At 58.3% G+C, this 18,698-nt stretch carries 15 protein-coding genes and 1 tRNA gene; 15 read left to right on the top strand and 1 reads right to left on the bottom strand.

The window, feature by feature from the left end; all coding sequences use genetic code 11:
- From AC1DNW_RS33725 to rpoC, 12 genes are all read left to right on the top strand, one after another.
- Positions 1–148 (top strand): EF-Tu C-terminal domain-related protein (locus AC1DNW_RS33725; protein ID WP_477816249.1); only part of this gene is annotated, 148 nt, incomplete at its 5' end.
- A 203-nt stretch (positions 149–351) separates the two neighbouring features.
- The gene (locus AC1DNW_RS33720) at positions 352–486 is read left to right on the top strand and encodes a hypothetical protein (RefSeq protein ID WP_477837307.1); all 135 of its coding nucleotides are present in this window, start codon (positions 352–354) and stop codon (positions 484–486) included.
- Between the two features lie 173 nt (positions 487–659).
- Positions 660–1,553 (top strand): NAD-dependent epimerase/dehydratase family protein, encoded by an 894-nt coding sequence (locus AC1DNW_RS33715; RefSeq protein WP_113311885.1) that lies wholly within the window; start codon positions 660–662, stop codon positions 1,551–1,553.
- Positions 1,554–1,768: 215 nt separating this feature from the next.
- A tRNA-Trp gene (locus AC1DNW_RS33710) sits at positions 1,769–1,844 on the top strand.
- Between the two features lie 192 nt (positions 1,845–2,036).
- Positions 2,037–2,237, top strand: coding sequence for a preprotein translocase subunit SecE (gene secE, locus AC1DNW_RS33705; RefSeq protein ID WP_477855564.1), 201 nt, complete (start codon positions 2,037–2,039; stop codon positions 2,235–2,237).
- A 17-nt stretch (positions 2,238–2,254) separates the two neighbouring features.
- Complete coding sequence (gene nusG / locus AC1DNW_RS33700; RefSeq protein ID WP_477855563.1) at positions 2,255–2,785, top strand: transcription termination/antitermination protein NusG; 531 nt, start codon at positions 2,255–2,257, stop codon at positions 2,783–2,785.
- A 175-nt stretch (positions 2,786–2,960) separates the two neighbouring features.
- Positions 2,961–3,392 carry a 50S ribosomal protein L11 gene (gene rplK, locus AC1DNW_RS33695; RefSeq protein ID WP_007817112.1) on the top strand — a complete coding sequence of 144 codons (432 nt, stop codon included), beginning with the start codon at positions 2,961–2,963 and terminating at the stop codon, positions 3,390–3,392.
- A gap of 4 nt (positions 3,393–3,396) precedes the next feature.
- On the top strand, positions 3,397–4,101 hold the full coding sequence (gene rplA, locus AC1DNW_RS33690; protein ID WP_113302145.1) for a 50S ribosomal protein L1: 705 nt from the start codon (positions 3,397–3,399) through the stop codon (positions 4,099–4,101).
- Between the two features lie 328 nt (positions 4,102–4,429).
- Positions 4,430–4,948: a 50S ribosomal protein L10 gene (gene rplJ / locus AC1DNW_RS33685; protein WP_113311884.1), complete on the top strand. Its 519-nt coding sequence runs from the start codon at positions 4,430–4,432 to the stop codon at positions 4,946–4,948.
- A 58-nt stretch (positions 4,949–5,006) separates the two neighbouring features.
- Positions 5,007–5,384: a 50S ribosomal protein L7/L12 gene (rplL, locus tag AC1DNW_RS33680; RefSeq protein WP_113302146.1), complete on the top strand. Its 378-nt coding sequence runs from the start codon at positions 5,007–5,009 to the stop codon at positions 5,382–5,384.
- A gap of 261 nt (positions 5,385–5,645) precedes the next feature.
- On the top strand, positions 5,646–9,788 hold the full coding sequence (gene rpoB, locus AC1DNW_RS33675) for a DNA-directed RNA polymerase subunit beta (RefSeq protein WP_113302147.1): 4,143 nt from the start codon (positions 5,646–5,648) through the stop codon (positions 9,786–9,788).
- 185 nt (positions 9,789–9,973) lie between these two features.
- Positions 9,974–14,185 carry a DNA-directed RNA polymerase subunit beta' gene (rpoC, locus tag AC1DNW_RS33670; protein ID WP_477855562.1) on the top strand — a complete coding sequence of 1,404 codons (4,212 nt, stop codon included), beginning with the start codon at positions 9,974–9,976 and terminating at the stop codon, positions 14,183–14,185.
- A gap of 612 nt (positions 14,186–14,797) precedes the next feature.
- Here the strand turns inward: rpoC and AC1DNW_RS33665 are convergent.
- Positions 14,798–15,091, bottom strand: coding sequence for a transcriptional regulator (locus tag AC1DNW_RS33665; RefSeq protein WP_112547859.1), 294 nt, complete (start codon positions 15,089–15,091; stop codon positions 14,798–14,800).
- A gap of 498 nt (positions 15,092–15,589) precedes the next feature.
- On the opposite strand from AC1DNW_RS33665, the gene rpsL reads away from it, so the two are divergent.
- The 3 genes from rpsL to fusA all read left to right on the top strand — a co-directional run bounded on the left by rpsL (position 15,590) and on the right by fusA (position 18,668).
- Complete coding sequence (gene rpsL / locus AC1DNW_RS33660; protein WP_003547537.1) at positions 15,590–15,961, top strand: 30S ribosomal protein S12; 372 nt, start codon at positions 15,590–15,592, stop codon at positions 15,959–15,961.
- A gap of 107 nt (positions 15,962–16,068) precedes the next feature.
- Complete coding sequence (rpsG, locus tag AC1DNW_RS33655) at positions 16,069–16,539, top strand: 30S ribosomal protein S7 (RefSeq protein ID WP_477855561.1); 471 nt, start codon at positions 16,069–16,071, stop codon at positions 16,537–16,539.
- Between the two features lie 29 nt (positions 16,540–16,568).
- Positions 16,569–18,668: an elongation factor G gene (fusA, locus tag AC1DNW_RS33650; RefSeq protein WP_477855560.1), complete on the top strand. Its 2,100-nt coding sequence runs from the start codon at positions 16,569–16,571 to the stop codon at positions 18,666–18,668.
- Positions 18,669–18,698 lie beyond the last annotated feature (30 nt).

The raw sequence follows: 18,698 nt of genomic DNA, 5'->3' as shown, positions 1-18,698 counted from the left end.
AGGCACGGAAATGGTCATGCCTGGCGACAACGTCACCGTTGACGTCGAGCTGATCGTTCCGATCGCGATGGAAGAAAAGCTTCGCTTCGCTATCCGCGAAGGCGGCCGTACCGTCGGTGCAGGCATCGTCGCTTCGATCGTCGAGTAATCGCGATATCTCAGATTAAGGAAGAACCCTGCTGGAAACAGCAGGGTTTTTTCGTTTCTGATGGGCGTCTGGCCGTCCATGAGATGTTGTAAAAATATCGTTAAAATTTCCAGACGCAGCACTTTATTCATCTCGCGTTCAGAAAGCGTTTTGCGATCCGGCTTTTATGGTCCAGACTCCTTCTTGTAGAAAGGAGAGCCAGCATGATTCAAAAGGCAACCTTCGTTGCGACGATATTCGCAATGTACGTTTTCACAATGTTTTTCATCGCTGCAATTCCGCAAGAGGTCGTTCAGGCGGCCGGCGTGCAGGTGGATGAGGTAAGCGTCGTCAAGTGATGACCTTGCAGGATCGCCGGAAAATTCGGCGGTGATTGGAAATGACAGCGCAGGTGCTTCCGGTTGGAAGCTCCTGGCCGAAGCGGGTTTGAACCTGCTTGCGTGACGCTCGCTTGCTCTTCGCGCGGAAGAGTTTATCTATGCCTCCGATTTCACGACGCGGAGGATATTTCATGAAAAAGCGCATTCTTTTCACCGGCGGTTCGGGCAAGGCGGGTCGCCATGCCGTGCCGTGGCTCGTCAATGCAGGCTACGAAGTCCACAATGTCGATCTCGTGCCGCTGGAGAGCCCCGGCGTCACCAATCTCATTGCCGACATCACCGATAGCGGCCAGATGTTCAATGTGCTTTCCATGCATCGCGATTTTCCTGATCTGGACGCAGGCAAGGGCGTGCAGTCCTTCGACGCCGTCGTCCATTTCGCTGCGGTGCCGCGCATCCTGATCAAACCCGACAACGAAACCTTCCGAATCAATACGATGGGCACCTACAATGTCATCGAGGCGGCGGTGAAGCTTGGTATCAGGAAGATCATTGTCGCCTCGAGCGAGACCACTTATGGCGTCTGCTTCGCGGAAGGCCATCGCGATTTCCATCAGTTCCCGCTGGAGGAAGACTATGATGTCAATCCGATGGATTCCTACGGCCTCTCCAAGGTCGTGAACGAGAAGACGGCACGCGCTTTCGCCGAGCGCTCCGGCTTCGACATCTATGCGTTGCGTATCGGTAACGTCATCGAGCCGCACGAATACGAGAAATTCCCGACCTACTTCGCCAATCCGGAGATGCGCAAGCGCATCGCCTGGAGCTATATCGACGCGCGCGATCTCGGCCAGATCGTCCATCTCTGCATCGAGAAGGATGGATTGGGTTTCCAGGTCTTCAATGCCGCCAACGATACCGTTTCGGCCAACACGCCGTCGAAAGAGCTCGCCAAACGCTTCTTCCCGAATGTGCCCTTCGCCCGCGATATCGGCGAATATGAAAGCCTGCTTTCCAACCGCAAGATTCGCGAAGTGCTCGGTTTCAAGGAAGAGCACGACTGGCGCAAATACGTGGGTGTGTGAGATTCCGGTTAATGGACATCGGTGCCGGGCGTGTCGCATACTGCGTCCGGCAGCGTAATGCCGCCAGTGCTGATCGCTTTTTCCGGTTGCTTTCGGAGAATGGTTCTGAAAATCGAAAATCGCTCTTGCATATCCCGAGCCGCCGTCTTAAAGGGAGCGCCATGCTTTTCACCGGCTCATGATCGTAAGGTCAACAGGCTGAATGCAAAGCGTAAAGGGGTATAGCTCAGTTGGTAGAGCGGCGGTCTCCAAAACCGCAGGTCGTAAGTTCGAGCCTTACTGCCCCTGCCATTTTCCTTGAACGGAGAGCGCGGACGTGAACGCAGCGTTCCGGCGAGGATTGCGCATATGGCAACAAATTTCGTTAAGCATCGGTTTCCCTCTTGTGTATTCGGGGATCGGTGTTTATTTAGGGTTCAACAGACACGCGGTGCGTGGGGCTGATAGTTTCAGCTTTACGCGCCGTAATTGCGTGGGCAGTCGATGGCATCCAAATCCAATCCATTCGCGTTTCTGCAGCAAGTTCGCGCGGAAACGTCCAAAGTTACCTGGCCGTCGCGCCGCGAGACGATGATCTCGACGGTCATGGTGCTGTTTATGGTTGTTTTTGCTGCGCTGTTTTTCTTTGCCGCTGACCAGCTGATTGGCTGGGCGCTGAGCTTCGTGCTCAATACCKGCAACTGATACGGGTGGAGATGAAAATGGMGGCACGTTGGTACATCGTCCACGCATATTCCAATTTCGAAAAGAAGGTGGCTGAGGACATCGAGAACAAGGCTCGCCAGAAGGGGCTCGAGCACCTGTTCGAGAAGATTCTCGTGCCAACCGAGAAGGTGGTGGAAGTGCGTCGTGGCCGCAAGGTCGATTCCGAGCGCAAGTTCTTCCCGGGTTATGTCATGGTTCGTGCCAACTTGACGGACGAAGCCTATCACCTGATCAAGAATACGCCGAAGGTTACAGGCTTCCTGGGCTCCGACAACAAGCCCGTTCCGATTCCGGATTCCGAGGCTGATCGCATCCTCGGCCAGGTCCAGGAAGGTGTTGAGCGCCCGAAGGCCTCCATTACCTTCGAAATCGGCGAGCAGGTTCGCGTTTCCGACGGCCCGTTCGCATCGTTCAACGGCACGGTTCAGGATGTCGACGAAGAGCGTTCGCGCCTGAAGGTGGAAGTATCGATCTTCGGCCGCGCCACGCCGGTTGAGCTGGAATACGCTCAGGTCGAGAAGGTCTGATTTCGAGATCGGGGTTCGGTCGTCATTGACTGATCCTCGTGCGGCAAACGCCGCATCGCGTGGAAGGTGAGGGGGTCAAGCCGGACCTCAAAGACCCGCACCACGCAACCGCAGCCGCCGGAGTGATCCGGCATCAAGGGCCGGGCGACCGGCCGTCAGTGAAAGGCAGAGAGATATGGCTAAGAAAGTTGCAGGCCAGCTCAAGCTTCAGGTCAAGGCAGGATCGGCAAACCCGTCCCCGCCGATTGGTCCGGCGCTTGGTCAGCGTGGCATTAACATCATGGAATTCTGCAAGTCGTTCAATGCGGCTACGCAGGAAATGGAAAAGGGTATGCCGATCCCGGTCGTCATCACCTATTACCAGGACAAGTCGTTCACCTTCGCGATGAAGCAGCCTCCGGTCAGCTACTGGCTGAAGAAGGAAGCAAAGATCCAGTCCGGTTCCAAGACCCCGGGCAAGGGCGCAAAGGCTGGTACCCTCACCAAGGCTCAGATCAAGACGATCGCAGAAGCTAAGATGAAGGACCTGAACGCAGCAGATATTGAAGGTGCAATGGCGATGATCGAGGGCTCTGCCCGCGCCATGGGCCTGGAAGTGGTGGGTTAAGACCATGGCAGGCAAGCGCACTCAGAAGATCAACGAAGGTGTTGATCCGACCAAGCTCTACGCTCTGACGACCGCCATCGGCATGGTCAAGGAACGTGCCGTAGCAAAGTTCGACGAAACCATCGAAGTTTCGATGAACCTCGGTGTTGACCCGCGCCACGCTGACCAGATGGTTCGCGGCGTTGTCAACCTGCCGAACGGCACCGGCCGTACGGTTCGCGTCGCCGTTTTCGCCCGTGGCCTCAAGGCTGATGAAGCCAAGGCTGCCGGTGCTGACATCGTCGGCGCTGAAGAGCTCGTAGAAATCGTTCAGGGCGGCAAGATCGACTTCGATCGTTGCATCGCGACCCCGGACATGATGCCGCTCGTCGGCCGCCTTGGTAAGGTACTTGGCCCGCGTGGCATGATGCCGAACCCGAAGGTTGGCACGGTTACGATGGATGTCGCTGGAGCCGTCAAGGCTTCCAAGGGCGGCGCTGTCGAGTTCCGCGTCGAGAAGGCCGGTATCGTTCATGCCGGCATCGGCAAGGCGTCCTTCGAAGCCAAGGCTCTGGAAGAAAACATCCGTGCTTTCGCTGACGCTGTCATCAAGGCAAAGCCGGCTGGCGCCAAGGGCAACTACGTCAAGCGCGTAGCGCTCTCCTCGACCATGGGTCCGGGCGTCAAGATCGAAGTTGGCACGGTCACCGCAGCGGCTCCGGCTGCTTAAGTTTCATCGGGCTTCGGCCTGATAACAAGAATTCCGGCCTCGCAAGGGGCCGGAATATTCCGGAGAAATCCGGAATCCTGTCCGAGATTGCAGGTGGTTTTCCCTTAATCACTGTTGCCTGCATGAGACGGGTAAGACCCGAATTGCATGAAGTTATACTTCTAGGAAGTCGGTTCGAGCCTTGGATGCCTTGTGCCTCCTTTGCCTTAAGTGGCGCGGAGCGCGAGGGGACAGGATCCTCAAGCGTCGCTTGGGATCTCTTCTGATCCCAGGAGGCAAAGGCAACCCGGTGGGTCCGTTCAACGGTCCCGCCAACTGGAGATAGGCAGTGGAAAGAGCGGAAAAGCGCGAATTCGTCACGGAACTGAACGATGTCTTCAAGGCATCGGGCTCGGTTGTCGTGGCCCACTATGCTGGTGCTACAGTCGCGCAGATGAACGATTTTCGTTCGAAGATGCGCGCTGCTGGCGGCACCGTCAAGGTCGCGAAAAACCGCCTGGCCAAAATTGCCCTTCAGGGTACGGAAGCGGAAGGGATTTCTGATCTCTTCAAGGGTCAGACCCTCATTGCTTATAGCGATGATCCGATCACCGCTCCGAAGGTCGTCATGGATTTTGCCAAGACCAACGACAAGATCGTTGTTCTCGGCGGCGCCATGGGAACAACCACGCTCAACGCTGAAGCAGTCAAGTCGCTTGCGACCCTGCCTTCGCTCGATGAGCTGCGTGCGAAGCTGCTGGGCATGATCCAGACACCGGCTACCCGCATCGCTGGGGTTGTTGCAGCACCGGCAAGCCAGCTTGCCCGTGTGTTTGCGGCCTACGCCAAGAAGGACGAAGCCGCTTAAGGCGGTTTTTCGCTGTTTATAATCAACCGGTTCGAACCGAACAAAAGGAACTAGTAAAATGGCTGATCTCGCAAAGATCGTTGACGACCTGTCCTCGCTGACCGTTCTGGAAGCTGCAGAACTGTCGAAGCTTCTCGAAGAAAAGTGGGGCGTTTCCGCTGCTGCTCCGGTAGCTGTTGCTGCCGCTGGTGGTGCTGCCGCTGCTGCTGTCGTTGAAGAAGAAAAGACCGAGTTCGACGTCATCCTCACGGATGCCGGCGCCAACAAGATCAACGTCATCAAGGAAGTCCGCGCTATCACCGGCCTCGGCCTCAAGGAAGCCAAGGACCTGGTCGAAGCTGCTCCGAAGGCTGTCAAGGAAGCTGTTTCCAAGGCTGAAGCCGCTGACATCAAGAAGAAGCTTGAAGACGCTGGCGCAAAGGCCGACGTCAAGTAATCTTGAACCGCATCTGGGAGGCGGGGTATTTACTGCCTCCCATTTGCCGTTTTTCTGAACGAATTACCCAAAAGCCGCGTGAAAACGGCTTTTGGGTAATGGGTTCTTCAAGAGCATGGTCTCGAACCGAGGCACCAAGGCAATCCGGCCTGGCTGTTTCGGGAGGTGGGACGAGGTTGAACTACTCATTGGTTGACGGGATCGACTGGCCATCGGTTCCCGTCCGTTGCAGGCCCGGATGCAATTTTTGAAGGAGCGACGATGGCTCAGACCCTTTCGTTCAATGGTCGTAGGCGCGTACGCAAGTTTTTTGGTAAAATCCCCGAAGTCGCAGAAATGCCGAACCTCATCGAGGTTCAGAAGGCATCCTACGACCAATTTCTGATGGTTGAAGAGCCCAAGGGCGGTCGTCCCGACGAAGGCCTTCAGGCAGTCTTCAAGTCCGTTTTCCCGATCACCGATTTCTCCGGCGCTTCGATGCTGGAGTTCGTATCCTATGAATTCGAACCGCCGAAGTTCGACGTCGACGAATGCCGCCAGCGCGACCTGACCTATGCCGCGCCGCTGAAGGTTACTCTCCGTCTCATCGTGTTCGATATCGACGAGGATACCGGCGCCAAGTCGATCAAGGACATCAAGGAACAGTCCGTTTACATGGGCGACATGCCGCTCATGACGAACAACGGCACGTTCATCGTCAACGGCACCGAGCGCGTGATCGTATCCCAGATGCACCGTTCGCCGGGCGTCTTCTTCGATCACGACAAGGGCAAGAGCCATTCTTCCGGCAAGCTGCTCTTTGCTGCCCGCGTAATCCCGTATCGTGGTTCCTGGCTCGATATCGAATTCGACGCCAAGGACATCGTCTATGCCCGTATCGACCGCCGCCGCAAGATTCCGGTGACGTCGCTGCTGATGGCCCTCGGCATGGACGGCGAGGAAATTCTCGACACCTTCTATACGAAGTCGCTCTACAAGCGTGACGGCGAAGGCTGGCGCATTCCCTTCAAGCCGGAAACGCTGAAGGGTGCAAAGGCGATCACCGAGATGGTTGACGCCGATACCGGCGAAGTCGTTGTCGAAGCCGGCAAGAAGTTGACCCCGCGTCTGCTTCGCGCGCTTTCCGACAAGGGCCTGAAGGCTCTCAAGGCGACTGACGACGATCTGTACGGCAACTATCTTGCCGGAGACATCGTCAACTACTCGACGGGCGAGATCTATCTCGAAGCCGGCGATGAAATCGACGAGAAGACGCTGGGTATCATCCTCGCCAATCACTTCGACGAGATCCCGGTTCTCGGCATCGACCACATCAATGTCGGCGCCTACATCCGCAATACGCTGACGGCAGACAAGAACGAGAACCGCCAGGACGCTCTGTTCGACATCTACCGCGTCATGCGTCCGGGTGAGCCGCCGACSATGGAATCGGCCGAAGCCATGTTCAACTCGCTGTTCTTCGATGCGGAGCGTTACGATCTCTCCGCCGTCGGCCGCGTCAAGATGAACATGCGCCTCGACTTGACCGTCGAAGACACCGTCCGCATTCTACGCAAGGACGACATCCTGGCCGTGGTCAAGATGCTCGTCGAACTGCGCGACGGCAGGGGCGAGATCGACGACATCGACAACCTCGGCAACCGCCGCGTCCGCTCGGTCGGCGAGCTGATGGAGAACCAGTACCGTCTCGGCTTGCTGCGCATGGAGCGCGCGATCAAGGAACGCATGTCCTCGATCGAAATCGACACGGTCATGCCGCAGGATCTGATCAACGCCAAGCCGGCTGCTGCAGCCGTCCGCGAATTCTTCGGTTCCTCGCAGCTCTCGCAGTTCATGGACCAGGTCAACCCGCTCTCGGAAATCACCCACAAGCGCCGTCTCTCGGCTCTTGGCCCGGGCGGTCTGACCCGCGAGCGTGCCGGCTTCGAAGTCCGCGACGTTCATCCGACGCACTACGGCCGTATTTGCCCGATCGAAACGCCGGAAGGCCCGAACATCGGTCTGATCAACTCGCTGGCAACCTTCGCACGCGTCAACAAGTACGGCTTTATCGAAAGCCCGTATCGTCGCATCGTCGACGGCAAGGTGACCAGTGATGTGCTCTATCTCTCCGCTATGGAAGAGGCGAAGTACTATGTTGCCCAGGCCAACGCCGAACTGACGTCCGATGGTTCCTTCGTCGACGAATTCGTCGTTTGCCGTCACGCCGGTGAAGTTATGCTCGCTCCGCGCGACAGCATGAACTTGATGGACGTCTCGCCGAAGCAGGTCGTTTCGGTCGCAGCCGCTCTCATCCCGTTCCTGGAAAACGACGACGCCAACCGCGCTCTCATGGGCTCGAACATGCAGCGTCAGGCCGTTCCGCTTCTGCGGGCTGAAGCACCGTTCGTCGGCACCGGCATGGAACCGGTCGTCGCCCGCGACTCCGGTGCTGCCATCGGCGCACGCCGCGGCGGTGTGGTCGACCAGGTCGACGCGACGCGTATCGTTATCCGCGCCACGGAAGACCTCGAAGCCGGCAAATCCGGCGTCGATATCTACCGCCTGCAGAAGTTCCAGCGTTCGAACCAGAACACCTGCGTCAACCAGCGTCCGCTGGTAACCGTCGGTGACGAGGTCAACCGCGGCGACATTCTCGCCGACGGTCCGTCGACCGATCTCGGTGATCTGGCGCTCGGCCGCAACGCGCTCGTCGCGTTCATGCCCTGGAACGGCTACAACTACGAAGACTCGATCCTGCTCTCCGAGCGTATCGTTGCCGACGACGTGTTCACCTCCATCCACATCGAAGAATTCGAAGTGATGGCGCGTGACACCAAGCTTGGTCCGGAAGAAATCACGCGCGATATTCCGAACGTTTCGGAAGAAGCGCTGAAGAATCTCGACGAAGCCGGTATCGTCTACATCGGCGCCGAAGTTCAGCCGGGCGATATCCTGGTCGGCAAGATCACCCCGAAGGGCGAAAGCCCGATGACGCCGGAAGAAAAGCTCCTGCGCGCCATCTTCGGTGAAAAGGCATCCGACGTTCGCGATACGTCCATGCGCATGCCGCCCGGCACCTACGGCACGATCGTCGAAGTGCGCGTCTTCAACCGCCACGGCGTTGAAAAAGACGAGCGCGCGATGGCAATCGAGCGCGAAGAGATCGAGCGTCTGGCAAAGGACCGTGACGACGAGCAGGCGATCCTCGACCGTAACGTCTACGGCCGTCTGATCGACATGCTGCGCGGCCAGTCCTCCATTGCAGGCCCGAAGGGCTTCAAGAAGGGCACCGAGCTGTCGAACGCCGTCGTCTCCGAATATCCCCGCTCGCAGTGGTGGATGTTCGCCGTCGAGGACGAAAAGGTCCAGAGCGAACTCGAAGCGCTTCGTGGCCAGTACGACGAATCCAAGTCGCGCCTTGAACAGCGCTTCATGGACAAGGTCGAGAAGGTCCAGCGTGGCGACGAAATGCCTCCGGGCGTCATGAAGATGGTCAAGGTCTTCGTCGCTGTTAAGCGCAAGATCCAGCCGGGCGACAAGATGGCCGGCCGTCACGGCAACAAGGGTGTGGTTTCGCGCATCGTGCCTGTGGAAGACATGCCGTTCCTGGAAGACGGCACGCATGTCGACGTCGTTCTGAACCCGCTCGGCGTTCCCTCGCGCATGAACGTCGGCCAGATCCTCGAGACACACCTTGGCTGGGCTTGCGCCGGCATGGGTCGTCAGATCGGCGATATGCTGGAAGCCTACAGGGCCAACGGCAATATCGAACCGCTCCGCAAGACGATTGGCGACGTTGTCGGCGATGGTCCGAAGGCCGAACAGGTCAAGGATTTCGACGATGAATCGGTGCTGCGTCTCGCTGACCAGTGGAAGCGCGGCGTTTCGATTGCGACGCCGGTCTTCGATGGCGCTCACGAAGGTGACGTCAACGACATGCTGGCACTGGCGGGTCTCAAGGAAAGCGGCCAGTCGACACTGTACGATGGTCGTACCGGCGAGCAGTTCGACCGCCAGGTCACGGTTGGCTACATCTACATGCTGAAGCTCAACCACCTGGTCGACGACAAGATCCACGCTCGTTCGATCGGCCCGTACTCGCTCGTTACCCAGCAGCCGCTGGGCGGCAAGGCGCAGTTCGGCGGCCAGCGCTTCGGCGAAATGGAAGTCTGGGCACTCGAAGCCTACGGTGCAGCCTATACGCTGCAGGAAATGCTGACGGTGAAGTCGGACGACGTGGCCGGCCGCACCAAGGTCTACGAAGCGATCGTCCGTGGCGACGACACCTTCGAGGCCGGTATTCCGGAAAGCTTCAACGTTCTCGTCAAGGAAATGCGCTCGCTGGGTCTCTCCGTCGAGCTCGAAAATTCCAAGATCGAGGAGCTGCAGGCTGCAGGCCAGCTGCCGGATGCTGCCGAGTAACCACATGATAAGGTGTGCGCCTTAGGGCGCACACCGTTCCCGCCATGGCCCCGTAATGTGTCGGCCGGGCAGGGACGCTTTCGCCGCATTCTGCGGTTATTGTCGTTTAAGCGCTGGCGCGGCTCCCGGGAATTTGCCGCCAACCTCGCAAGCTAAGGGCGCTTTCGCCCATGAAGGAGACAGGCATGAACCAAGAGGTCATGAATCTTTTCAATCCGCAGGTGCCTGCACAGAACTTCGATTCCATCCGGATTTCGATCGCCTCTCCGGAGAAGATTCTTTCCTGGTCCTACGGCGAGATCAAGAAGCCGGAAACCATCAACTACCGTACGTTCAAGCCTGAACGCGACGGTCTCTTCTGCGCGCGCATCTTCGGACCGATCAAGGACTACGAGTGCCTGTGCGGCAAGTACAAGCGCATGAAGTACAAGGGCATCATCTGCGAAAAGTGCGGCGTCGAAGTCACGCTGTCGCGCGTTCGCCGTGAGCGCATGGGCCATATCGAGCTCGCCGCTCCCGTTGCCCATATCTGGTTCCTGAAGTCACTGCCGAGCCGCATCTCCACGCTGCTCGACATGACGCTGAAGGATGTTGAGCGCGTCCTCTACTTCGAAAACTACATCGTCACTGAGCCGGGTCTCACCGCGCTCAAGGAGCACCAGCTCCTGTCCGAAGAAGAGTACATGCTCGCCGTCGACGAATACGGCGAAGATCAGTTCACGGCCATGATCGGTGCCGAAGCCATCTACGAGATGCTCGCATCGATGAACCTCGAAAAGATCGCTGGCGACCTTCGCTCCGAGCTTGCCGACACCACGTCGGACCTCAAGCAGAAGAAGCTGATGAAGCGTTTGAAGATCGTCGAGAACTTCATGGAATCTGGCAACCGTCCGGAATGGATGATCATGAAGGTCGTTCCGGTCATCCCGCCGGACCTGCGCCCGCTGGTTCCTCTGGACGGTGGTCGTTTCGCGACATCGGACCTGAACGATCTCTATCGCCGCGTCATCAACCGTAACAACCGTCTGAAGCGCCTGATCGAACTGCGCGCACCGGGTATCATCATCCGCAACGAAAAGCGCATGCTGCAGGAATCTGTCGACGCGCTCTTCGATAACGGCCGCCGTGGCCGCGTCATCACCGGCGCTAACAAGCGTCCGTTGAAGTCGCTGTCGGATATGCTCAAGGGCAAGCAGGGCCGCTTCCGTCAGAACCTGCTCGGCAAGCGCGTCGACTATTCCGGCCGTTCGGTCATCGTGACCGGTCCGGAACTGAAGCTGCATCAGTGCGGCCTTCCGAAGAAGATGGCGCTCGAGCTCTTCAAGCCGTTCATCTATGCCCGCCTCGACGCCAAGGGTTATTCCTCGACCGTCAAGCAGGCCAAGAAGCTGGTTGAAAAGGAAAAGCCTGAGGTCTGGGATATCCTCGACGAGGTCATCCGCGAGCATCCGGTTCTCCTGAACCGCGCACCGACGCTGCACCGCCTGGGCATCCAGGCCTTCGAACCCATGCTGGTCGAAGGCAAGGCTATCCAGCTGCATCCGCTCGTCTGCACGGCCTTCAACGCCGACTTCGACGGTGACCAGATGGCCGTTCACGTGCCGCTGTCGCTCGAAGCCCAGCTCGAAGCCCGCGTTCTGATGATGTCGACGAACAACATCCTGCATCCGGCAAACGGCGCACCGATCATCGTTCCGTCGCAGGACATGGTTCTCGGCCTCTACTACCTGTCGATCATGAACCAGAACGAGCCGGGCGAAGGCATGGCCTTCTCCGACCTCGGTGAGCTGCACCACGCCCTGGAAAACAAGGTCGTGACGCTGCACACCAAGATTCGCGGTCGCTTCAAGTCGATCGGCGAGGACGGCAAGCCGTACTCGAAGATCTATGAGACAACGCCGGGCCGCCTGCTCATCGGCGAACTCCTGCCGAAGAACGGCAAGGTGACCTTCGATATCTGCAACCAGGAAATGACCAAGAAGAACATCTCCAGGATGATCGACGCGGTCTACCGTCATTGCGGCCAGAAGGACACGGTCATTTTCTGCGACCGCATCATGCAGCTCGGCTTCAGCCATGCCTGCCGCGCCGGCATTTCGTTCGGCAAGGACGATATGGTCATTCCGGACACCAAGGCGAAGATCGTCGACGACACCGAAAGCCTGGTCAAGGAATACGAGCAGCAGTACAATGACGGTCTGATCACTCAGGGTGAAAAGTACAACAAGGTTGTCGACGCTTGGGGCAAGGCGACGGAAAAGGTCGCCGAAGAGATGATGGCCCGTATTAAGGCTGTTGAATTCGATCCGGCGACCGGTCGCCAGAAGCCGATGAACTCGATCTACATGATGTCCCATTCGGGCGCCCGCGGTTCTCCGAACCAGATGCGTCAGCTGGGCGGCATGCGCGGCCTCATGGCCAAACCGTCGGGTGAAATCATCGAGACGCCGATCATCTCGAACTTCAAGGAAGGCCTGACCGTCAACGAGTACTTCAACTCGACGCACGGCGCCCGTAAGGGTCTGGCAGACACCGCGCTCAAGACTGCGAACTCGGGTTACCTGACCCGTCGTCTCGTTGACGTTGCGCAGGACTGCATCGTCACGCACGTCGATTGCGGCACCGAAACCGGCCTCACCATGACTGCCATCGTCGATGCCGGCCAGGTCGTTGCCTCGATCGGTGTCCGTATCCTCGGCCGTACGGCTCTTGACAATATCGACCATCCGATCACCGGCGAGCGTATCGTCGATGCCGGCAGGATGATCCTCGAGCCTGATGTCGTCGAAATCRAAAAGTCTGGTATCCAGTCGATTCGTATTCGTTCGGCACTGACCTGCGAAATCCAGACGGGCGTCTGCGCGGTCTGCTACGGCCGCGACCTCGCACGCGGTACGCCTGTTAACATGGGTGAAGCCGTCGGCGTTATCGCGGCTCAGTCGATCGGCGAACCGGGCACGCAGCTCACCATGCGTACGTTCCACCTTGGTGGTACGGCAACCGTGGTCGACCAGTCGTTCCTGGAAGCCTCGTACGAAGGTACGGTGCAGATCAAGAACCGCAACATCCTGCGCAACTCCGATGGCAACCTCATTGCCATGGGCCGCAACATAACCGTCCAGATCTTGGACGAGCGTGGTGTGGAGCGTTCCTCGCAGCGTGTTGCCTACGGTTCGAAGCTGCATGTCGACGAAGGCGACAAGGTCAAGCGCGGTCAGCGTCTGGCGGAGTGGGATCCCTACACCCGTCCGATGATGACGGAAGTAGCTGGTACGGTTCAGTTCGAAGATGTCGTCGATGGCCTCTCCGTTCTCGAAGCGACCGACGAAGCCACTGGCATCACCAAGCGTCAGGTTATCGACTGGCGTTCGACCCCGCGCGGTTCGGACCTGAAGCCTGCCATCGTCATCAAGGATGCAAGCGGCAATGTCGCGAAGCTTTCCCGCGGTGGCGAAGCCCGCTTCCTGCTCTCGGTCGATGCAATCCTGTCGGTCGAGCCGGGCACGAAGGTCTCTCAGGGTGACGTTCTCGCGCGTTCGCCGCTGGAAAGCGCCAAGACCAAGGACATTACCGGTGGTCTGCCGCGTGTTGCAGAACTGTTCGAAGCCCGTCGTCCGAAGGACCACGCCATCATCGCAGAGATCGATGGTACGATCCGCCTCGGCCGCGACTACAAGAACAAGCGTCGTGTCATCATCGAGCCGGCAGAAGACGGTGTCGAGCCTGTCGAATACCTGATCCCGAAGGGCAAGCCCTTCCACCTTCAGGAAGGCGACTATATCGAAAAGGGTGACTACATCCTCGACGGTAACCCGGCTCCGCACGACATCCTGGCGATCAAGGGCGTGGAAGCCTTGGCTTCCTACCTCGTGAACGAAATCCAGGAAGTCTATCGTCTGCAGGGCGTTGTCATCAACGACAAGCACATTGAAGTGATTGTCCGTCAGATGCTGCAGAAGGTGGAAATCACCGATGCAGGCGACTCCACGTACATTGTCGGCGACAATGTCGACCGTATCGAACTGGAAGACGTCAACGACCACCTCATCGAGGAAGGCAAGAAGCCTGCCAGCGGTGACCCGGTTCTGCTCGGCATCACCAAGGCATCGCTGCAGACCCCGTCCTTCATCTCGGCCGCTTCCTTCCAGGAAACGACCAAGGTGCTGACGGAAGCCGCGATMGCCGGCAAGACCGACGGTCTGCAGGGTCTGAAGGAAAACGTCATCGTCGGCCGTCTGATCCCGGCTGGTACCGGTGGCACCATGACCCAGATCCGCCGCATCGCGACGGCTCGCGACGACCTGATCCTGGAAGAGCGCCGCAAGGGCTCCGGGGCAGGGGTCGCAACGCCGATGCTGCAGGACCTGGCGAACGAAAGCGCCCCGGCTGCCGAATAATCGGCAACTCGGTATCTCTCAAATTCAAAACCGCCCGGAGAAATCCGGGCGGTTTTTCTTTGTCCGAAAGATCGTGGGAGATGGGGTGCCGCGCCGATAAACAGCGTTGCGACGATGGCGGCAAGATAGACGGACCCGGAGCAGATCAGGATGCCTGTTACGCGGCTGGAGCGGGCTGCTGACGGCAGCAATGCGGACAGATGTCGGACGTCCGGAATTTTAGTATCGCATACCGGTGGCGCTTCATGGCAGTAAAAGACAAAGCCGCCGGCAACGGCCGGGCGGCTTCGCTGAAATCGTTGCTGAGGCTTAAAGACCGAGCGCGCAGCACAACTCGGTCTTGGCACGCCAAAAGGTGGTTTGTCAGCGGTCACCGCGAGCGCAGGCCAATATCGAAGGGCAGGCGGAAGATGCCTGAACGCAGACGGACTGCGGCCTGCAGTTCGGGATACGCAAAAAAGGAATGCTGCACTTGCAGAGACCGCTGGCGACGGTATTGCGAGAACCCGCCGCACGCTCGCCGCCCTCATTGATATCGGCCAAAATGGAAAAGGTGAGGGTGGGAGGATTGGGCCCGCGCCGGCGCGCAGGCTTTGTTCTTTATATATAGGTCTAGCTGAAGCGGATGATCGAGACTTCGCCGTCCAGCGCACCCTGGTAGGCGGATGCATGCGGCTCTTCGGAGGGCACTTCGGTCAGCATGCCGATCTGGTCGAGATCGGCTTCGATGAAGCCTTCCTCGGCGAGCGCGTTCAAGGCTTCGCGCACGGCGCTGTCGTCATCGGCGGCTTTCAGCATGACGTGCAGGTCCACGCCCTCGCTCGTATCGGATTCATAGCCCTTGCCGATGATGATGAAGATCATCGGTCCGTCGAAATTGTTGTCATTGTCCGGTGTCCCGATCATCTTTTTGTCCTTCGGCTGTCTGAGAATCGCAATATGCAGATCCCATATAAGGGCTTGATGTCTGCAAATACTGATTCCTATCCGTTTTTGCTGCAATGCCCAAGTTTATCTTGCCGGGTATCTTTAACCGGCCTAAAGAGCCTGTAAACAGCGTGTTCACAGGGCTTTTCAAGCCGTCGGGGCGGAGATTATTTCTTAACCGGCCTTGACGAAGAGGGCGGAAACCAGTAGTACGCCGGCCATCGGATCCCATGTGAGGTTTGGCTGTTCGGGGCGACGCGCCCTGAAGATCGCCTCAAACAAGGTTCTAAACGCACGTTGAAGTCATGATGCTGCACGCATGACGCATCTTTTTTGCGTCCTCTGCTCTATGTGGTCCATCTGCGGAAGCGGATCGGGCCATATTTTGCGCATTGAGGGAAAATATGTGTGGCAGTGCCGGAGACGGCGAAGTTCGAGCCCGTAAGGGCTGTTGAGACAAACGTAAGGGATGGTTGAATGCCTACCGTAAACCAGCTGATCCGCAAGCCTCGCCAGGCGAACGTAAAGCGTAACAAGGTTCCCGCTCTTCAGGAGAACCCGCAGAAGCGTGGTGTTTGCACCCGCGTTTACACAACGACGCCGAAGAAGCCGAACTCGGCTCTGCGTAAGGTCGCAAAGATCCGCCTCACCAACGGCTTCGAAGTCATTGGTTACATTCCCGGCGAAGGTCACAACCTTCAGGAACACTCTGTCGTCATGATCCGTGGCGGCCGCGTCAAGGACCTTCCGGGTGTCCGTTACCACATCATCCGCGGCGTTCTCGATACCCAGGGTGTCAAGAACCGCAAGCAGCGCCGTTCCAAGTACGGTGCGAAGCGTCCGAAGTAATTTCGCCCCGGGCGATATCGCCCGGAAAGGCTTGGAAGTGAGATCCCCGGCGCTGCGCGAAGTCCTCCGCGTGGTAGAGCGCCTTAACAGTTAAAGAGACGAGAAGTATGTCCAGACGCCATAAAGCAGAAAAGCGCGAGATCAATCCGGACCCGAAGTTCGGTGACCTCGTTGTCACGAAGTTCATGAACGCCATCATGCTCGACGGCAAGAAGTCCGTCGCTGAAAGCATCGTATACGGCGCGTTTGACTCCGTGCAGGGCAAGTCGAAGCAGGAGCCGCTGACGGTTTTCCATTCCGCGCTCGACAACATCGCTCCGCACGTTGAAGTCCGTTCGCGCCGCGTCGGTGGTGCGACCTACCAGGTTCCGGTCGATGTCCGTMCGGAGCGTCGTCAGGCTCTTGCCATCCGCTGGCTGATCGCTGCTGCTCGCAAGCGCAACGAAACCACCATGATCGATCGTCTCTCGGGCGAACTTCTCGATGCCTCGAACAACCGCGGTTCTGCGGTCAAGAAGCGCGAAGACACGCACAAGATGGMTGACGCCAACCGCGCGTTCTCGCATTATCGCTGGTAATCCCGAACGATATCGAAAGGCAGTCCATTATGGCTCGCGAATATAAGATCGAAGACTACCGCAATTTCGGTATCATGGCGCACATTGACGCCGGCAAGACCACGACTACCGAGCGTATTCTTTATTACACCGGCAAGTCGCACAAGATCGGCGAAGTCCACGACGGCGCAGCCACGATGGACTGGATGGAGCAGGAKCAGGAACGCGGTATCACGATCACGTCCGCTGCTACCACGACCTACTGGAAGGGCCGTGACGGCAAGACCCGCCGCTTCAACATCATCGACACTCCCGGCCACGTCGACTTCACCATCGAAGTCGAGCGTTCTCTGCGCGTTCTCGACGGCGCCATTGCGCTGCTCGATGCCAACGCCGGCGTTGAGCCCCAGACGGAAACCGTCTGGCGCCAGGCTGAGAAGTACAATGTTCCGCGCATGATCTTCTGCAACAAGATGGACAAGACCGGTGCGGACTTCTACCGCTCCGTCGAGATGATCAAGACCCGTCTCGGCGCAACGGCTGTCGTCATGCAGCTGCCGATCGGTGCAGAAACCGAATTCAAGGGCGTCATCGACCTCATCGAGATGAACGCTCTCATCTGGCGCGACGAGTCGCTGGGTGCTCAGTGGGATGTCGTCGAGATCCCTGAGGACATGAAGGCCAAGGCTGAAGAATATCGCGAAAAGCTGATCGAAACGGTCGTCGACATCGACGAAGCCGCGACGGAAGCCTATCTCGAAGGCATCCTGCCCGACAACGACAAGATCCGCGAACTCGTTCGCCGCGGCACGATCGACGTCAAGTTCCATCCGATGTTCTGTGGCACAGCGTTCAAGAACAAGGGCGTTCAGCCTTTGCTCGACGCTGTCGTGGACTACCTGCCGTCGCCGATGGACATTCCTGCGATCAAGGGCGTCGATTTCAAGACGGACGCTGAGATCGAGCGTCACGCCGATGACAGCGAGCCGTTGTCCATGCTCGCTTTCAAGATCATGAACGACCCGTTCGTCGGTTCGCTCACCTTTGCACGCATCTACTCCGGCAAGCTCGAAAAGGGCGCGTCGGTCATGAATACGGTCAAGGACAAGCGCGAGCGCGTCGGCCGCATGTTGCAGATGCATTCCAACTCGCGTGAAGACATCGAAGAAGCCTTCGCTGGCGACATCGTCGCTCTCGCCGGTCTTAAGGAAACCACCACTGGCGATACGCTCTGCGACCCGCTGAAGCCGGTTATCCTTGAGCGCATGGAATTCCCCGAGCCGGTCATCCAGATCGCCATCGAGCCGAAGACCAAGGGCGACCAGGAAAAGATGGGCCTCGCGCTCAACCGTCTGGCTGCTGAGGATCCGTCCTTCCGCGTCAAGACCGACCAGGAATCCGGCCAGACCATCATCGCCGGTATGGGCGAACTGCATCTCGACATTATCGTCGACCGCATGCGTCGTGAGTTCAAGGTCGAAGCAACCGTCGGCGCGCCGCAGGTTGCCTACCGCGAAACCATCACAAAGGCACACGAAGAAGACTACACGCACAAGAAGCAGTCCGGTGGTACCGGCCAGTTCGCTCGCGTGAAGATCGTCTTCGAACCGAACCCGGATGGCGAAGACTTCAAGTTCGAATCCAAGATCGTTGGCGGCTCTGTTCCGAAGGAATATATCCCCGGCGTTCAGAAGGGTATCGAAAGCGTTCTGTCTTCGGGTCCGCTCGCTGGCTTCCCGATGCTCGGTGTCAAGGCGACCCTCATCGACGGCGCCTTCCATGACGTCGACTCGTCGGTCCTGGCGTTCGAAATCGCTTCCCGCGCTTGCTTCCGTGAAGCAGCGAAGAAGGCCGGTGCTCAGCTCCTCGAGCCGATGATGAAGGTCGAAGTCGTCACCCCGGAAGATTATGTCGGCGATGTCATCGGCGACCTGAACTCCCGTCGTGGTCAGATCCAGGGCCAGGAAAGCCGTGGTATCGCTGTTGTCATCAACGCCAACGTTCCGCTGGCGAACATGTTCAAGTACGTCGATAACCTGCGCTCCATGTCGCAGGGCCGTGCTCAGTACACGATGACCTTCGATCATTACGCGCCGGTCCCGTCGAACGTCGCAACCGAAATCCAGGCAAAGTATTCCGGTCAGAAGTGACCGGAATACCAATTGACCGATAACAAGAAT

The organism is Rhizobium sp. 05L429 (genome assembly GCF_056397645.1).
Note: the sequence above shows the minus strand (reverse complement) of the source record. Positions and strands in the feature narration are given on the sequence as shown.

Bases quoted from the DNA above. Each gene is read 5' to 3' on its own strand.
- AC1DNW_RS33720 (WP_477837307.1), top strand. From the start codon at position 352: ATGATTCAAAAGGCAACCTTCGTTGCGACGATATTCGCAATGTACGTT.
- AC1DNW_RS33715 (WP_113311885.1), top strand. From the start codon at position 660: ATGAAAAAGCGCATTCTTTTCACCGGCGGTTCGGGCAAGGCGGGTCGC.
- rplK (WP_007817112.1), top strand. From the start codon at position 2,961: ATGGCTAAGAAAGTTGCAGGCCAGCTCAAGCTTCAGGTCAAGGCAGGA.
- rplA (WP_113302145.1), top strand. From the start codon at position 3,397: ATGGCAGGCAAGCGCACTCAGAAGATCAACGAAGGTGTTGATCCGACC.
- rplL (WP_113302146.1), top strand. From the start codon at position 5,007: ATGGCTGATCTCGCAAAGATCGTTGACGACCTGTCCTCGCTGACCGTT.
- AC1DNW_RS33665 (WP_112547859.1), bottom strand. From the start codon at position 15,091: ATGATCGGGACACCGGACAATGACAACAATTTCGACGGACCGATGATC.
- rpsL (WP_003547537.1), top strand. From the start codon at position 15,590: ATGCCTACCGTAAACCAGCTGATCCGCAAGCCTCGCCAGGCGAACGTA.